The 16,443-nt window shown below is 56.9% G+C and carries 14 protein-coding genes; 7 read left to right on the top strand and 7 right to left on the bottom strand.

Annotated elements, in window-relative coordinates; genetic code table 11:
• Both NQ559_RS12925 and NQ559_RS12920 read right to left on the bottom strand, forming a co-directional pair.
• A complete protein-coding gene (locus tag NQ559_RS12925) occupies positions 1-1,875 on the bottom strand; it encodes a DNA topoisomerase IV subunit B (RefSeq protein WP_018697296.1) in 1,875 nt (624 codons plus the stop codon).
• 3 nt (positions 1,876-1,878) lie between these two features.
• A complete protein-coding gene (locus NQ559_RS12920; RefSeq protein WP_018697297.1) occupies positions 1,879-2,607 on the bottom strand; it encodes a lysophospholipid acyltransferase family protein in 729 nt (242 codons plus the stop codon).
• Between the two features lie 1,016 nt (positions 2,608-3,623).
• Between NQ559_RS12920 and NQ559_RS12915 the strand changes: the two genes are divergently transcribed.
• A complete protein-coding gene (locus NQ559_RS12915; protein ID WP_244062019.1) occupies positions 3,624-5,990 on the top strand; it encodes an outer membrane beta-barrel protein in 2,367 nt (788 codons plus the stop codon).
• Positions 5,991-6,080: 90 nt separating this feature from the next.
• On the opposite strand, the gene NQ559_RS12910 is transcribed toward NQ559_RS12915, so the two are convergent.
• Both NQ559_RS12910 and NQ559_RS12905 read right to left on the bottom strand, forming a co-directional pair.
• Entirely contained in the window at positions 6,081-6,413 is a 333-nt protein-coding gene (locus NQ559_RS12910) for an NVEALA domain-containing protein (RefSeq protein ID WP_018697580.1), read from the bottom strand.
• 14 nt (positions 6,414-6,427) lie between these two features.
• Positions 6,428-7,498 carry a DUF4934 domain-containing protein gene (locus NQ559_RS12905; protein ID WP_033395523.1) on the bottom strand — a complete coding sequence of 357 codons (1,071 nt, stop codon included), beginning with the start codon at positions 7,496-7,498 and terminating at the stop codon, positions 6,428-6,430.
• Between the two features lie 534 nt (positions 7,499-8,032).
• On the opposite strand from NQ559_RS12905, the gene NQ559_RS12900 reads away from it, so the two are divergent.
• From NQ559_RS12900 to NQ559_RS12880, 5 genes are all read left to right on the top strand, one after another.
• Positions 8,033-8,164: a hypothetical protein gene (locus tag NQ559_RS12900; RefSeq protein ID WP_259802789.1), complete on the top strand. Its 132-nt coding sequence runs from the start codon at positions 8,033-8,035 to the stop codon at positions 8,162-8,164.
• Positions 8,165-8,747: 583 nt separating this feature from the next.
• A complete protein-coding gene (locus tag NQ559_RS12895) occupies positions 8,748-9,326 on the top strand; it encodes a hypothetical protein (protein WP_018697301.1) in 579 nt (192 codons plus the stop codon).
• A 337-nt stretch (positions 9,327-9,663) separates the two neighbouring features.
• The gene (locus NQ559_RS12890) at positions 9,664-9,927 is read left to right on the top strand and encodes a hypothetical protein (RefSeq protein WP_018697302.1); all 264 of its coding nucleotides are present in this window, start codon (positions 9,664-9,666) and stop codon (positions 9,925-9,927) included.
• Between the two features lie 153 nt (positions 9,928-10,080).
• A complete protein-coding gene (locus tag NQ559_RS12885) occupies positions 10,081-11,439 on the top strand; it encodes a DUF4396 domain-containing protein (protein WP_018697303.1) in 1,359 nt (452 codons plus the stop codon).
• Between the two features lie 135 nt (positions 11,440-11,574).
• Positions 11,575-12,288, top strand: coding sequence for a Bax inhibitor-1/YccA family protein (locus NQ559_RS12880; RefSeq protein WP_018697304.1), 714 nt, complete (start codon positions 11,575-11,577; stop codon positions 12,286-12,288).
• Positions 12,289-12,363: 75 nt separating this feature from the next.
• On the opposite strand, the gene NQ559_RS12875 is transcribed toward NQ559_RS12880, so the two are convergent.
• From NQ559_RS12875 to NQ559_RS12865, 3 genes are all read right to left on the bottom strand, one after another.
• Positions 12,364-12,939, bottom strand: coding sequence for a LemA family protein (locus NQ559_RS12875; protein WP_018697305.1), 576 nt, complete (start codon positions 12,937-12,939; stop codon positions 12,364-12,366).
• A gap of 137 nt (positions 12,940-13,076) precedes the next feature.
• Positions 13,077-13,985: a TPM domain-containing protein gene (locus tag NQ559_RS12870; RefSeq protein WP_032134444.1), complete on the bottom strand. Its 909-nt coding sequence runs from the start codon at positions 13,983-13,985 to the stop codon at positions 13,077-13,079.
• Between the two features lie 199 nt (positions 13,986-14,184).
• On the bottom strand, positions 14,185-15,462 hold the full coding sequence (locus tag NQ559_RS12865; protein WP_018697307.1) for an alpha-amylase family glycosyl hydrolase: 1,278 nt from the start codon (positions 15,460-15,462) through the stop codon (positions 14,185-14,187).
• Positions 15,463-15,641: 179 nt separating this feature from the next.
• Here NQ559_RS12865 and NQ559_RS12860 point away from each other — a divergent pair, with 179 nt between their 5' ends.
• Positions 15,642-16,442, top strand: coding sequence for a polysaccharide biosynthesis/export family protein (locus tag NQ559_RS12860; protein WP_018697308.1), 801 nt, complete (start codon positions 15,642-15,644; stop codon positions 16,440-16,442).
• The last annotated feature ends 1 nt before the right edge of the window (position 16,443 follow it).

Here is a 16,443-nt window from a genome sequence, read left to right as displayed (position 1 = left end):
TTAGTTGATTGCGAGATCCTGCTCGACGATGTCCTCCTCGATGCGCAGGTTGTCGATGATGAAGCCCTGCCGTTCGTAGGTGTTCTTGCCCATGTAGAACTCCAGCAGGTCGTGGATCGGGTCGTCCTTGGTGATGCGAACCTTGTCCAGGCGGATGTTCTCGCCGATGAATTCGCGGAACTCGTCGGGCGAAATCTCGCCGAGGCCCTTGAAGCGCGTGATCTCGGCATTGGCGCCGCAGCGTCCGACGGCCTTTTGCCGCTCCTCCTCGGAGTAGCAGTAAAACGTCTCCTTCTTGTTGCGGACGCGGAACAGGGGGGTTTGCAGCACGAACAGGTGCCCCTGGCGGATCACGTCGGGGAAGAACTGCAGGAAGAAGGTCATCATCAAAAGGCGGATGTGCATGCCGTCGACATCGGCATCGGTGGCGATGATCACCTTGTTATAGCGCAGGTTGTCCATCTCCTCCTCGATGTTGAGCGCAGCCTGCAAGAGGTTGAATTCCTCGTTCTCGTAGACCACCTTTTTGGTCAGCCCGTAGCAGTTGAGCGGCTTGCCGCGCAGCGAAAAGACAGCCTGCGTGCGCACGTCGCGGCTCTTGGTGATCGAACCCGAGGCCGAGTTGCCCTCGGTGATGAAAATCATCGACTGTTCGGCCAGCTCGTGCTTGTCGGTGCGGTGTATCTTGCAGTCGCGCAGTTTCTTGTTGTTGAGCGAAACCTTCTTGGCCGTCTCGCGCGCCTTCTTCTGGATGCCCGAAATGGCCTTGCGCTCCTTCTCGTTCTCGACGATCTTCCGCTGGAGCACCTGCGCCGTCTCGGAATGCTTGTGCAGGTAGTCGTCGAGGTGCTTGCCCAGGAAATCGACGACGAAATTGCGCATCGACACGCCCGGCTCGATCTCCTTGGAGCCGAGTTTGATCTTGGTCTGCGATTCGAAGACCGGGTCGGTGACCTTGACCGAAATGGCGGCGATGATCGACGTGCGGATGTCCGAAGGATCGTAGTCCTTGTGGTAAAACTCCTTGACGGTCTTGGCGATGGCCTCGCGGAAAGCCGCCTGGTGCGTACCGCCCTGCGAGGTGTACTGGCCGTTGACGAACGAGAAATAGCTCTCGCCGTAGCCCGTGCCGTGGGCGATGGCCACCTCGATGTCATCGCCCGAAAGGTGGATCGGCGCATAGAGCGGCTCTTCGGTCATGTTTTCGTTGAGCAGATCCAGCAGGCCGTTTTTCGAAACGTAGCTGTTGCCGTTGAAATTGAACGTCAGCCCCAGGTTCAGGTACGTATAGTTGCGCACCATCTGCTCGACGTATTCGAGGTTGTAGGCATACTCGCCGAAGACCTCCTCGTCGACGCGGAACGAGATGAAGGTGCCGTTTTTCTCGCGCACGCCGCTCTCCCACCTGTCGCTCACCTCGAGCCCCTTGGCGAAGGTCACCGTGCGGGCCTCGCCGTCGCGTACCGAACGGGCCGTGAACTCGCCGGAAAGCATGTTGACGGCCTTGACGCCGACGCCGTTCAGGCCGACGGTCTTCTTGAAGGCCGAGCCGCCGTACTTACCGCCGGTGTTCATCTCGCTGACGGCCGCCGCGAGCGATTTGAGGGGGATGCCGCGGCCGTAGTCGCGCACCGACACCACCTTGTCCTCGATCGAAATGTCGATCTGGCGGCCGGCCCCCATGATGAATTCGTCGACCGAATTGTCCACGACCTCCTTGATGAGGACGTAAATGCCGTCGTCGGCCTGGGTGCCGTCGCCCAGCTTGCCGATATACATGCCGGGGCGCAGACGGATATGCTCCCGCGGCGAAAGCGTAACGATGGCGTCGTCGCCGTAGCTGTCGTTAGGATTGGTATTGAGTAAATCTGCCATAGTCTATTTTCGGTTTCGGATCTGGGCAAGGGCCGCGCTCATGGCGTCGTGCACCTCCTCCATCAGCACGTGCGTCTCGGTCGAGACGACCTTCCCGGCCGGTACGGGGGGCAGCACGCGGATGGTGATGCGGTTGCCCCAGTTGAACATCGCGTTATTGCGGATAAGCGTCTTGGTGCCGTCCAGCACCACGGGGAGTATCTCCACGCCCGCCTCCCGGGCCAGCGTGAAGGCGCCCGCCTTGAAGCGGTGTATCTCGCCGTCCTTCGAACGCGTACCCTCGGGGAAGACGGCGACCGAAGCGCCGCGTGAGATCCACAGCTTGCCGTCGCGCACCATCTGCTCCAGCGCCTCGGAGGCGCGGCCGCGGTTGATGCAGATGTCGCCGTGGAGGATAAGGTACTGCCCGAAGAAAGGCGTCTTGAAGACCTCACGCTTGGAGACCCAGCGGAAATTGAGCGGGATGTAATAGAGCGTCGGGATGTCGATCACCGTATTGTGGTTCAGCACGATGACGTAGCTTTTCTTCCGGTCGACATGTTCGAGCCCCTCCACACGCTGCCGCCAGCGGGGCGGAATGGCGAAGAAGGTGCGCACCAGGATGCGTGACAGCTCGTGCACCACGCGGCGGCCCTTGTCGAAGGGATAGCACACGACCAGCGCCAGGGCCGACAGGATCATGAAGAAGGTGCACAGCAGCACCAGGAAGATATAATAAACCGCGCTTATCATAGTTTCAGCATTTTTTGCCGGGCATTCCCGCCCCGCCGTGCCTGCCCTGCTGCCGGATCGCGTCGGAAACGGCATGGCGGAGCGTTCGGAATCACATCGGGGGACAATGAGCCATAATAATTCAATCTGCAAATTTAGGAATTATTCGCGGGATTCCAGCCTCGCGGCGCACGATTTTTCAACAAAATTTCGACGACACCTATTTTATCGGGGACAGCCCTCCCCCGCTTTCCGCGGCGCAGAAAGCGTACGCCAACGACTATCCAGAGGAGGAAGGCAGACGGCGGCACAGAAGCGGGGATGGGGGCTGAGGTGCGGAGAGCGGATGCCGACGGCGGCACAGAGGCGGGGATGCTGGCAAAGGCGCAGAGAGGTGTACGGGCGGCGGCACAGAGAGCAATTTCCGACGGCAACACAGAGGGGGGATGAGAGCGGAGGTGCGGGAAACGGATGCCGACGGCAAAACAGAGGTGGGGATGCTGGCAGAAGCACAGAGAGGTGTGCGAGCAACGGCACAGAGAGGTGTGCGGGCTACGGCACAGAGAGCGGATACCGACGGCGGCACAGAGGCGGGGATAGTGGCGGGGGCATAAAGGCGGAATGCTGACGGGAGGGGGCGGGGCGCGGCAGCCGGCCGGCCGCCGCGGGTGATAGACAGCAAAGCGGGAGATTCCGTTTTGAATTTCCTGCCTTTTTTATAACTTTGCGCCATACATATTAGCGAAAGCTATTGTTTTTGGGTAGATAAAACGACCAATTTTAACGAAGCCAAGAAAACAGTAGTACTCCCGCGTCACGCGCGGGCTCTACCTGTTTGGCTTCGGGTGCTTGGTCGTACCCATCTACCGACAGAGGGGAGTCCGCGTTTTTTCATGCATGAACGGCCGCCCCTCCCCCGGTAAAGGATAATTTTTTCGTAAAATTTAGTACTATGCATTGCAAAGTATAAATATTTTTACATATCTTTGCCCCGTCAACTAAAATGCAGTGCAGATTACAAACAACAACAGAATAGTATGAAAAAACTTATCTTCCTCATCGTAATACTGGCGCTGGCCGCCGCAAACGCATTCGCAGCCCGCATCTATCCGGCCGAGGGCCGCGTGGTGGACGAACAGGGACAGGCCGTGGAGTACGCTACGGTCGTGCTGCTGAAAGGCAGCGACCAGGTGGCGGGCATGGCCACCGACGACACGGGCCGCTTCGTGCTGAAAGTGCCTTCGGGCGAGTATACCCTGTCGGTACAATACCTCGGGTTCGACCCCGTCGTGCGGCAGGTGCGGGTCGAGGAGAACAACGACCTGGGCGAGATCGTGATGAAAAGCTCGACGACCCGGATCGAAGGCGTGGTGGTCAAGGCGCAGCTCATCCGCCGCGAGGCAGACCGCTTCGTGGTCGACGTGGCCAACGCACCGGCGGCGATCGGCAAGGACGGCATCGAGCTGCTGGAACGCGCACCGGGCGTTTGGATCGACGACGAGAAGATCTCGATAAACGGCAAGTCGGGCTCGAAGGTCTATGTCAACGACCGCGAACTGCGCATGGAGCCCGAGCAGCTGCTCACCTACCTGCGCTCGCTGCGCGCCGAGGAGATCCAGAAGATCGAGGTCGTACCGACGACGGGCGCCGACTACGACGCCGATTCATCGGGCGGCATCATCAGGATCACGCTCCGCAAACGCCGCGAGAACGGGTTGGACGGGTCGCTGTCGATGCGCACCACACAGAACGCGCGCCACCATTTCTATACGCCGAGCGGCAACATCAACATCCACACGGGCCGCCTCGACCTCTACGCCTCGGCATGGGCCGACCTGGGCAGGGACACGGCCGTCTCGGACGAACACACCGATTACAGCACGGGCAATACGAACCTCACGTCCCATTCGGAAATCGCCGAACGCGACCGCAACTTCGGCGGCAGCATCGGCTCGGTATTCGAAATCAACCCCAAGCACAGCATCGGCGTCGAGTTCGAATACTGGCGCAACAACGAAAAGGGCCCGAACGACTCCTATACCGACTTCACGGACGCGGGTGCCGTAACCCGCACGGAAAGCCGCTACGGCATACACAACATCCGAGACAACTACTCGGCGACGTTCAATTACATCTACAAACTCGACACGCTCGGCTCGACACTCAAACTGCTGGCCGATTATACGCGCCGCGCAACAAACGCCGACAACGACAATTTCAGCCGCATAACCTCCCCCGCGTCAGTCGTCGACTCGACCTACCGCGACAACTCGTCGAGCCTCTACGACATCACGACCGCCACGCTGGCCCTCGACAAGAAATTTTCGCCCCGCTGGTCGCTGCGCGCAGGCGCCAAGTTCACCTACAACGACATGCACAACGACGCGCTCTACGAATACGTGAAGGACGGCGCGTGGGTGCGCAACGACAACCAGAGTTTCACGATCAACTATACGGAGAACATCGCGGCGGCCTACGGCATCGCCTCGGCCAACCTCGGGCGCTGGAGCCTCGTGGCAGGGCTGAGGGGCGAATACACCCACACCCGGGGCAAGGGCGACGACATCTCGCAGAACTACTTCAGCCTCTTCCCCAACGCGAACGTCTCCTATGCCCTGACCAAAGACGGGGCCTACTCGCTCATCGCCCAGTATGCCCGCACGATCGAGCGCCCGCGCTTCTGGAGCCTCAACCCGCAGCGGTTCCAGATCTCGGACTACACCTACCAGACGGGAAACCCCGAACTCGACCCGGCTTACAAGCAGGACATCAGCCTGACGCTGGTGCTCAAGCACAAGTACACCCTCACGGGCGGCATGACGATCCAGCGCGACGAGATACAGCAGACGATACGCCCCGACGCGGACGACCCGGCGCGCCTGTGCCTGGCGTGGACAAACTTCGACACGACGAAAAACTATTACCTCACGGCCAACGCACCGTTCCAGTTCACCAAATGGTGGACGATGAACCTCAACCTCACCTACATCCGGCAGGGGCAGCGCATCGACGAGCACAGTGCCGAAAAACATTACAACTTCTATTTCGTAAACAGCTCGACGACCTTCTCGCTGCCCGCGAAATTCTACATCGACCTGTCGTACCGGTTCCAGAGCCGCATGGACTTCGGCAACTGCTGGGTAAAACCGCTCCATTTCCTGAACGCCGGAATCAAGAAGCGTTTCGGCGACAAGTTCACCGCCTCGTTCTCGGTGCGCAACCTGATCGAGCGCCCGCAGCACATCGGTGCCCGCGGCGACGGGTTCGTGCGCATGGTCGACGTCAAACAGCAGTGGAACGACCGCAGCTTCACGATCGGGGTGACCTACAACTTCAAGTCGGGCAAAGCCTTCAAACGCAAGGCGGTCGAAGCGGGTTCGGCCGACGAGAAGAACCGCTTATAATAAGAAATTTCAGGGCCGATGATGCTTTCGGGTCGGCAACATTCTCAGGAGATACACAACATAAATTGTGTTCAAGACAACATCCGCAGCCTAAATATGCGAAAACCGATGCCCGGTAACGACATCAACTCGGGTTCCCGGAGTACAATCCGCCTTTCCATCGGGAAGGCAATCGACTTCCGTCGTAGTGATAATCGTGTAACAACAATCGTTTTCATTGTATATATCTCTGGTAGTATGCGTGTTTATCGTATAGTTATTATTATCGACTTCCCCGGCATCCAGTGATTCGTTTTGCGCCAAAGCCTCTATATTCGCAGCGATCAAACCCGATGTCGCCGCAAATTTGTAGCTTTTCACCAACAACGAACCAATAAATACAATAAAAGCAAATGCAAATACAACAAGAATAGGTTTCTTCATAATAGTAATTTATTTTAAGGGTTAGCGACGATATCGAATTCCAGCAGCAACGGATTGTCATTTTCCGATACTTTGGAAACCACATTCCGTACGATTTCATTATTCTGTATCCTTTTCAGCCTGTCCGCAGATATTGCCATGATGAAATGTCCGTCTTTCGTGCTTATATCCGTCAGGAAAGGAAGTCCCATATCCCAAAGATTGCACAGAGATTCCTTTCCGCTTTCAATGTCCCGGATATACAGAGGCGGATAGTAGAATTGATTTTGCCAAAGCTGCCCCAATATTATACGCCCTACATGGAAAATCGACCGGAAACCCCTGAAATCATCTTTATCACCGGCTGCCCAAACCGGCAAGCCACTGCTGAATTCGTAAGGTATCTGCCACCCGGACTGGCCAAGTTCATGTACTTGACGGGAAAACCGCTGGTTGAATAGAACATTGCCGGAAGATTTGTAAAAGCTTCGGGGTTTGACTTCAAACCGATCATCGGATGACAAGTCGAATTCGGCCCGAATTCCGACCAGGGGATCGACCGTACCTTTCGTAATATCCAACACCCCAAGCCCCACGAGACCATCAGGAGTATGCATACCTCCGGTATATATCTTGTCCCCAACGACACAGATTTCCGTCATGGAACAGTTTATGCGGATCTCATCAAATGAAATATAGGCCGGATATGCATACTTGATTATCTTTTTACTGTATGCGCTTAATATAAACAGATCGCCGTTGTCACCCACATCGAAATCCTCTATACTCGCATATTCGCCTCCAGCTCTACCGATTTTGTCTATTTTGGTCAAATAGTGCCCATCGTAATCAAAAATAAAAATCACTTTCTGCCTTGAATCGAGTATATAGATGTAAGGGGCTTTGGATATGATTTTGTCGACCCTCGTAATTAACGATTCCTCGGTAGTTTCCAACGGGAATAAACGTGCGTTTTCAACGCGAAATGCACATTCCCGTTTATTTACGACGTCAAGATCAATTTGTTCGAACGCAGCAATCGGAGCATCCGATTTGCAACACGTACAAATAGTCATTATAAAAAACAACAGAAAACACCTTCCCATCTATCACATTTTTATACAAATGCAATAATATTATTTAAATATGCATTCAAAAAAAGCATATAATTATATCAATTTTACCGTTGTCAATATTATTTTCCAAATTATTTTATCATCAATTCAAACTATAATCTGAAATGAAACATGCTTCATCAATAATGACAGCAAAGCCAATATGGCAAAACCCTGATAATATGGATAACAACATTTCCTCATGGAAGTATTTGGGAAGCTCCGAAGACGAAAACTAACAGGAATCGGGGTGGTTCAACCTAAAGCACAGCAACATATAAATTACTCCATTACAAGGTGTTTCCACCTCACACAACAATTCGTTTATCCGGCACCACCTCCGGACAGGACGGTTACCGGCAGTCTATGCGCATGCGCATCCAAGGAGAGACTACGAACACTTACCAGTCTCCGAACTGAGGCCATTTCGCATTCGGCCGGCCACCCTGCAACAGTCTCGGGAAACGGGCAGACATTTGGCGAACATGTAAACCCCTCACCACACACGGCGACGGGTTCGTGCGCATGGTCGACGTCAAACAGCAGTGGAACGACCGCAGCTTCACGATCGGGGTGACCTACAACTTCAAGTCGGGCAAAGCCTTCAAACGCAAGGCGGTCGAAGCGGGTTCGGCCGACGAGAAGAACCGCCTGTAAAGTTCCCGGGGCAGCACCGCAGAACACAGTCCGGATCGTGTGACCGAGAATGCAACAATCCGGAATGCAGCAACCCGAATCACGACATCCCGGAACGTACACAGCTCGGCGGCACATAGCATCCCAACGTACACAGCAGCGCACAGCACCGCGGGACACGCAGCCCGGATTGCGCGCACACCGCGGAACACAACCCGAAACGCAGCATCCTGAAACGCATCCCTCCCGGCCAGTCGGTCGGGAGGGATGCGTTTGGCCGTTTGCCAAAGGCCGGCAGGGAAAGGCAGACGGCAATGGCTAAACTCATTCCGAACGATATTCAAGCGTATGTATTTTCTTTTTCAATCTCAATACCTCCGTCGAAAAAACAGATTTATTGCTCAATTCCAGTGAATCGTATATTAATATTTCTATCTTTGTATATGCTATGTTCTTTGCAGCAAAGACAAATGGGAATCCCCATTTAAATTCTTTAATATTAGACAAAATTATTTTACCCGACACAGAAACCGACTTTGAAAAATAATAGAGGTAGTAAAGGTGGGTGGGCGCAATTCACAAATGTGCAAAAAACTAATGAAGGATGAAACTCGAAGATCGAAAAAAATTGTTGATACAACTTCTGAAAAGTAGAGGAATCCAATTTGAGAAAGGATTGACAAACGAGGAATTGATAACAGTCGAAGCAAATTTCGACATAACATTTCCACCGGATTTACAAACATTATTATGTTTGGAACTGCCTGTATCGAAAGAATTTGTCAATTGGAGAAAAGCACTTTCATCAAAAGAATACGAAGATGAAGTATTCGACAAATTGAATCGGCCGCTTGAAGGAATGTTATTCGACATTGAGAATAATGCGTTTTGGGACGAGAATTGGGGTGAAAAACCTGAAATATTCGAACAGCAAAAAGAAATTGCGACTCAAAATTTCAAGAAATATCCGAAATTGATACCGATTTATTCTAATCGTTACATTCCGAGTAAGCCGCATGAGACAGGAAATCCCATCCTATCCGTACATCAAATGGACATTATTTATTATGGATTTGACTTAGCGACCTATTTTCGAAACGAATTTCATTTGAGACTGCCTGACAATTTTGAAATTCCACAAAGTCCGAAATATATTGAATTTTGGAGCGAGCATACAAGTTGAGAAACACACCCAACTCGCACCTCTGAGGGCGGATGACGCGGGGCATTCGCCTTTTGCCGCCCGCATCAACTTTTGTTTCAGCGGACAGCGGACGTGCGCCGCTCTCCGCCCCGAAGCCAATCGCCGGCACGTTGGGCACAAGCCTGACAGCTCAAAATCAAAACGATAAAATGATATGAATTGGATAGAACAAAAGCACAAACTATTCGAAGAATTATAGCAGCCTCTTTTTGCCGAGCGCGGATGTAAGAAGAGAGGTGGGGAGTTTTATAAAGAAATCAAATGAAGGACAATTTAGCGATCGCTATGAAACTGAATTCGTCGGGACACCAAACGCATGCCCTACCTGGTGGTTTACGACAAGGATACGCACCGTACCGTAACGGGACTGGTCGGTATCACGTTCGGGGGAAACGAGCCAGACAGGAACGGACTGTTCGCCACGGTAATGAACGGCCCGGTAGACGTAGCCGGGAACCGGATTACAGGTGTGCTCGACCAAACCAGGTTATCCCCCGGCATGCAAGCGGCATTGTTCGGCCAACGGGAGGAAACCGGCTATGCCAATCCGGTGATCGTCACATTGGATTTGATGCCCTGAGTTATTCGAGCGCACCCAGTTCGGGGTCTACGAAACCAATATTTCGGTTCCAGCCCAAGCCGACCCAGCTGAATTCCCCGCCCGGCTTTCGATGGCAGGCCAGAGCGCGGTGCGGTATATAAATTGCTGCATGATGGGAAAAAACACCTCGTCATGCAGCAATTCTATTATCTGGCAGTCCTGTTCGTAGCGGGCGGCATCGGCTCGGCGCTCATCGTCGCGGCCGACCTGCGTACGCGCCGGCAACCGATGCGCATTATGGAAAGCGTATGGGTACTCACCGCCCTCTGGGCCAGTTTTTTCGGGCTATGGGCCTATTTCGCCCTCGGACGCGCCACGCGGCACATGCCCGTGCAAAACAACGGCACCGGAAAGCAGAAAGACTCCGCGAAAATCAGCGAGCCGGCAAAAGGCGGCGGCATCGGGGAAACCGGGAACGAGCGGCAGGTCGACAGCGCCGGGCAGAAGGTAGGAAACGAAAAGCCCGGAACGGACGGACGGGGCGGAGGCTTGGGGCCGGAAGCGGCGAACGGGAAGCCCGGAACGGACGGACGCAAAGACATGTCCGTAGCGGGAACGGATTTATGGAAGGTTTCGGAGCCAGAACGGGCCATGAACATGCCGGAACCGGGGATGCACGGGATGCAGATGGAGAACGGAACCACGACAGGAGCGGACGGGGCGGAAGATATGCCCGGAATGAAAGGGACGGCGCTCAAAGCGGGCATGGCAGATGAGGCGGGCATACCGGACATGGCAAGCGGAGCGAGCATGCCGGGAATGGCAGACGGGACGGACATGCCCGGGATGACAAACGGGACGAAGATGTCCGGGACGGCCGGGCCCCGGGGTATGGAAGGCATGGACGGGATGGACGGGATGAGTGATATGCCCGGGATGAAGGGGGCAGCGGACAAAGCGGATACGGCAAACGGGGCAGACATGCCGGGAATGGCAGACGGGACGAAGATGTCCGGGACGGCCGGGCCCCGGGGTATGGAAGGCATGGACGGGATGGACGGGATGGACGGGATGAGTGATATGCCCGGAATGAAGGGGCGGCCGCGGTGGCAGTCGGTCGTCTTGTCGACGCTCCACTGCGGGGCGGGGTGCACGCTGGCCGACATCGTCGGCGAATGGTTCCTCTTCTTCGTCCCGGTAGCCATAGGCGGAAGCATACTGGCTGGGACATGGGTCGTGGATTACCTCCTGGCCCTGGCATTCGGCATCGGGTTCCAGTACGCCGCGATCCGGGGCATGGAACGCACGCTCCCGCGCGGCGAAGCGATACGCCGTGCCGCCAAAGCCGACATACTCTCGCTCACGGCATGGCAGGCCGGCATGTACGGCTGGATGGCCGTGGCGATCTTCGCGCTCAACGGCGGTGAGGCAATGCCCCGCACCTCGTTCGTATTCTGGTTCTCGATGCAGGTCGCCATGGCATGCGGGTTCCTCGTGGCGCTGCCCGTAAATATCCTCCTGATCCGGGCCGGCATAAAAAAAGGAATGTAGCCGCACCGCATCCCCGGCGGCCGGCCGTGAAATTTACGCGGCTTTGCCCGAAAACTCCGATTTAATCGTTACCTTTGCGCCGACAGCGGAAAAACCGCGACGAAACGTAATTTCAGGTATACACAGGAAAACTTTATGGAAACAAGCACCAATTACAGCAAGACAGCCGGCGTGCGCAGGGCTGACAAGTCCGAGAACACCACCCTGTTCCGCAACGTCTACCTATGGATGACGATGGCCCTCTTCATCACGGGCGCAACGGCCCTGACGGTCTCCGACTCGCCGACGCTGCTCAATGCCATCTTCGGCAGCAAAGTCGCATTCTTCGGCCTGATCATCGCCGAACTGGCGCTGGTCATCATCCTCTCGTCGTTCATCTTCCGCATGTCGTTCCTCACGGCAACGCTGATGTTCATCGCCTACTCGATCCTCAACGGCGCGACGCTGGCTTCGATCTTCCTGCTCTACACCGCATCGTCCATCGCATCGACCTTCTTCGTGACGGCCGGCACGTTCGGCGCCATGGCGCTGTTCGGGTATTTCACCAAGCGCGACCTCTCGGGCATCGGGAACATGGGTTACATGGCGCTTATCGGCATCATCATCGCAACGGTGGTGAACCTTTTCCTGCGCAGCGAAACGATGATGTGGGTGATAACTTACATCGGCGTGCTGGTGTTCGTCGCCCTCACGGCCTATGACACGCAGAAGATCAAGAAGATGGTGATGAACGCCGAGGTCGTGGACGAATCGACGCAGAAAATCGCACTGCTGGGATCGCTGACCCTCTACCTGGACTTCATCAACCTGTTCCTCTACCTGCTCCGGATTCTCGGAAGCCGCAAGTAGTCAGGCACCGACAACACAAAAGGGACGGGATACGCTGGCGCGTCCCGTCCCTTTGCTTTCTACCCCGGAGCCGGGCTAAAACTGCACCCGGGGTGCGGTTTCGGTGCCTTCGGCAGCCTCGAAGTAGGGCTTCTGCCCGAACCCGAACAACTTGGCCACCAGGTTGGCCGGAAAGCGGCGCACGGCGACGTTGTAGGTCTTGGCCACTTCGTTGAACTCCTTGCGGGCCACTGAAATACGGTTCTCGGTGCCTTCGAGCTGCGCTTGCAGTTCGAGGAAATTCTGGTTGGCCTTCAGGTCGGGATAACTCTCCGACACGGCGATCAGGCGCCCCAGCGCCGAGCGCACCTGCGCCTGCGCCTGCTGGAACTCGGCGAGTTTCTCGGGCGTGAGGTCGTCGGCCGAAAGGTTGATCGAGGTGGCTTTCGCACGGGCCTCGGTTACGGCCTCGAAAGTCTGCGACTCGTGTGCGGCATAGCCCTTGACCGTGTTCACCAGGTTGGGAATCAGGTCGGCACGGCGCTGGTACTGCGTTTCGACATTCGACCATGCGGTCTTCAGCCCCTCCTCCTTATTGACAAATCCGTTGTACGTTGCGTAGAAGAAGATCACCACGACGGCGACGACTCCAATCCAAATCCATTTCTTCATAATATAAAGTGTTTTAAATTCATTCCAATCTTATCCCGTCGGGGGCAGGGGAAAAGCATCCCGCCCGCAAAAGCCAGCCTTTGTCCGGCAAACAGCCGCCCGCAACCGGCAAAGCCGCCCGGCACGCCCTGCGGCCTTTACCAGCGCGAGCCGGCACCGCCGCCACCGAACGAACCGCCGCCGAAACCACCGCCTCGCGACCCTCCGCCGAAGCCGCCGAAACCACGCCCCCCGATGATCGTGCCGCCGCCCGCGCCGCCGCCGAAATTGTCGTCGCGCAGGTTTTTGGCCTGCCGTTTGACCACGGCGCCGCAATTCGAGCAGACGTAGGTATATTCGACCAGCCGGTAGTTGGGCGTCACCTTCAGGATGTCGCTCGACTGCTGCCGGAGTGTCAGTTTATGGCATTTCGGGCAACGCTTGCGGGCGTAGTAACCCAGCAGGATCACGCCCATCGGCACTACGACGAACCCGGTGACGATCAGGAAAACCGCCCATGCGGGCAGCTCGTCGCCGCCCGTATCGGCACCGCCCAGATCCAGTTCGCTCCCCTCAAGCAGCTGCGACACGGCTTCGACCCCCTGCACCATGCCGAGGCTGTAATCGCCCTGGCGGAATGCCGGGAGCATGTATTTGAGCTGGATGCGCTTGCAGATCGCATCGGGCAGCACGCCCTCCAGCCCGCCGCCCGTGACGAAACGGATCTCGCGGCGGTCTTTGACCAGCAGGATGCCCAGCCCGTTGTCGTTGCGGGCCTGCCCCACGCCCCACGCGGAGAAGAGGTCGATGGCGAATTCGAAGACGTCGCCGCCCGCGATGTCGTCCACGGCGACCACGGCGACCTGGGCGACGGCCCGCTCGCGCAGCGCAGCGCACAAACGGTCGATATGCGCCACGGCCTCGTCCGAGAGTATCCCGTCGGGGTTCGAAACGTAACGCGTGCGGTCGGCGCGCTGGACATTGGGGATGTCTTCGACGCGGTAGGTTTCGGCCTGTGCCGCGAGGCACGGGACGAACAGCAGACAGAGGAGAAGGAAGCGTTTCATAATCATGGGCAAAAATAGGAAAAATTCCATAAAAGGAACGCGACCGCGCAGGGATTCGTGTTCCGCGGCGGATAAAAACGGTACGCCGGCCCCGAGCGGGCGTCCCGGGCCGGGTTTGCAGGCCGCAGCCGGGCATCGGGCGGGGAAGCAGCCAGGCATCGGGCGGGGATGCGGCCGCCGCACTCCGCGGCCGCAGGGGTCAGCGTGTCAGGATGCGGTAGCTCCACGGCGCCATGTCCTCCTCGACATGCCCGCGCAGTTCGCAGGCAACGCCCGTCATGGCATCGGTGTACATGCCGGCATAGATGCCCGTGTAATAATCGGCATGGATGGCGTAGGGCGAGAGGTTCATCACGGCGACGACGCGGTTGCCCTTCACTTCGCGCACGAAGGTCATCAGGCAATCCTCGGCGTTGTTGCGGATCTCGACCATCTCGCCGCCCGCCTCCCCGGCGGCGAGCGCAGGGTTGGCATGCCGGAGCCCCGCCAGGCGGCGGTAGAAATCCGTGAACGAATTGGCCGCATAGGAGGGGATCGGGTCGCGGTCGAAGAAGGCGAACGAATGGTCGTAGCCGATCTCCTGCCCGGTATAGACCAGCGGCAGGCCGCGCGGCACGACGAACGTGAAGGCGGCCATGATCTCGCGGGCGTCGCCCATGCGCGTGAACTCCGAGCCGTTCCACGAATTCTCGTCGTGGTTGGAGGTGAACACCAGGCGCATGGCGGACTGCGGGTAACGGTTACGGTCGGCATAAATGTAGTCGCGCAGGGCGGTCACGCGTACCTTCTGCTGCGCCACGTCGTTCATCAGGTGGTGCATCTCCCAGGCATAGCAGGCGTCGAAGGCACCCGCTTCGAAGAGGTAAGGCTCCTCGGCCTCGGCCAGCAGGAACAGGTCGGGGTTCACCTTCCGCAGGCGGCGGGCAGTTTCATTCCAGAACTCCACGGGCACGAGCATCGCCATGTCGCAGCGGAAACCGTCGACGGCGTGCCGGCGCACCCAGAACTCCATGGCGTCGGCCTCGGCCCGCCACACGTCGCGGTTCGCATAGTTGAGTTTGGCGGTGTCCGTCCAGTCCCAGGGCACGGCGGGCGCCCCCGCGGCATCGCGCTCATACCAGTCGGCAGGCTTCTCGCCGACCCAGCGGGCGTCGCGCGCCGTATGGTTGGCGACCCAGTCCAGCAGCACCTTCATGCCCAGGCGGTGCGCCTCGGCGACAAACGCATCGAAATCCCCCATCGTCCCCAGCCCGGGGTCGACGGCGCAATAGTCGCGGATCGAATAATAAGAGCCCAGCGAGCCCTTGCGCCCCTCGGCGCCGATCGGATAGACGGGCATCAGCCACACGGCGTCGATGCCCATGTCGCGCAGAAAACCAAGCTTCGCGGCGGCGGCCCTGAGGGTGCCTTCGCGCGTCAGCTGGCGCACGTTCATTTCATAGATTACAGCCTGGTAACTCCACTCGGGATGCAACATAATTTCCATATTTTAATTCGGAATCCGGATTCCGGGATGTCAAATGTACGCTTTTTTCCGGAAAAAATCCGGGCGGCGACCGAATCCGGTGCAATAGGGACAAAATAGCAAGGGGCACATGTAGGTTTATTTCACAAAAATTACTACCTTTGCGCACGATATAAAACGCCTTAGTAAAAATGAAGCATTACCGCCTCTTAGTCCCGGTCATCCTGGCCCTGCTGGTCTCGTCATGTGCCTCGCAGAAACGTGCCTGGTACCTGCAGGACGCGAACCCCTTTACGCCTGAACAAATCGCCGAAAGCGGCCAGATCCGGATCAAACCCCTCGACCGGCTGACGATTGTGGTCAACAGCAAAGACCCCGAACTGGCAGTGCCGTTCAACTCATCGACCTCGCTGAGTTCCGTGACGGGAGTCGCCTCGTACAGTTCGGCGACCAACCAGTCGCTGCAAATCCGCACGGTGGACGAGAACGGCATGCTCGACATGCCCGTGATCGGGAAGATCGACTGCAAGGGAAAGACCCGCAGCGAACTGGCACAGGCCATCGCCGACAAGATCGTCGAGGGCGGGTATATCAACGACCCGTCGGTCAACGTGCAGTTCGCCGACATGAAGATTTCGGTCGTCGGCGAAGTAGCCCGCCCGGGGCATTACGACGTCACGCGCGACAAGATCTCGATCTTCGACGCACTGGCCATGGCCGGCGACCTGACGATCTACGGCATCCGTACGGACGTGGCCGTGGCCCGCGAAGTGGACGGCGTACGCACGATCGAATACCTCGACCTCACATCGAAAGACCTCTTCAACTCGCCGGCGTTCTACATCCAGCAGAACGACGTGATCTATGTCAAGCCCAATAAATACAAGGCACAGGCCGGTGAGATCAGCCAGAACCGCAACTTCTACCTCTCGCTCGTAAGTACGGCCATTTCGGTAGCAACGCTTATTGTAACTCTTACTAAGGTAAAGTAAC

Source organism: Alistipes onderdonkii (assembly GCF_025145285.1).
GTDB lineage: Bacteria > Bacteroidota > Bacteroidia > Bacteroidales > Rikenellaceae > Alistipes > Alistipes onderdonkii.
The sequence above is the reverse complement of the archived record's forward strand: the minus strand, read 5'-3'. Positions and strand labels throughout refer to the sequence as shown.

What these genes read in the sequence shown, in the direction of transcription:
- NQ559_RS12925 (WP_018697296.1), bottom strand. Translation starts at nt 1,875, where the DNA reads ATGGCAGATTTACTCAATACCAATCCTAACGACAGCTACGGCGACGAC.
- NQ559_RS12920 (WP_018697297.1), bottom strand. Translation starts at nt 2,607, where the DNA reads ATGATAAGCGCGGTTTATTATATCTTCCTGGTGCTGCTGTGCACCTTC.
- NQ559_RS12915 (WP_244062019.1), top strand. Translation starts at nt 3,624, where the DNA reads ATGAAAAAACTTATCTTCCTCATCGTAATACTGGCGCTGGCCGCCGCA.
- NQ559_RS12910 (WP_018697580.1), bottom strand. Translation starts at nt 6,413, where the DNA reads ATGAAGAAACCTATTCTTGTTGTATTTGCATTTGCTTTTATTGTATTT.
- NQ559_RS12905 (WP_033395523.1), bottom strand. Translation starts at nt 7,498, where the DNA reads ATGGGAAGGTGTTTTCTGTTGTTTTTTATAATGACTATTTGTACGTGT.
- NQ559_RS12900 (WP_259802789.1), top strand. Translation starts at nt 8,033, where the DNA reads ATGGTCGACGTCAAACAGCAGTGGAACGACCGCAGCTTCACGATCGGG.
- NQ559_RS12895 (WP_018697301.1), top strand. Translation starts at nt 8,748, where the DNA reads ATGAAACTCGAAGATCGAAAAAAATTGTTGATACAACTTCTGAAAAGT.
- NQ559_RS12890 (WP_018697302.1), top strand. Translation starts at nt 9,664, where the DNA reads ATGCCCTACCTGGTGGTTTACGACAAGGATACGCACCGTACCGTAACG.
- NQ559_RS12885 (WP_018697303.1), top strand. Translation starts at nt 10,081, where the DNA reads ATGCAGCAATTCTATTATCTGGCAGTCCTGTTCGTAGCGGGCGGCATC.
- NQ559_RS12880 (WP_018697304.1), top strand. Translation starts at nt 11,575, where the DNA reads ATGGAAACAAGCACCAATTACAGCAAGACAGCCGGCGTGCGCAGGGCT.
- NQ559_RS12875 (WP_018697305.1), bottom strand. Translation starts at nt 12,939, where the DNA reads ATGAAGAAATGGATTTGGATTGGAGTCGTCGCCGTCGTGGTGATCTTC.
- NQ559_RS12870 (WP_032134444.1), bottom strand. Translation starts at nt 13,985, where the DNA reads ATGAAACGCTTCCTTCTCCTCTGTCTGCTGTTCGTCCCGTGCCTCGCG.
- NQ559_RS12865 (WP_018697307.1), bottom strand. Translation starts at nt 15,462, where the DNA reads ATGTTGCATCCCGAGTGGAGTTACCAGGCTGTAATCTATGAAATGAAC.
- NQ559_RS12860 (WP_018697308.1), top strand. Translation starts at nt 15,642, where the DNA reads ATGAAGCATTACCGCCTCTTAGTCCCGGTCATCCTGGCCCTGCTGGTC.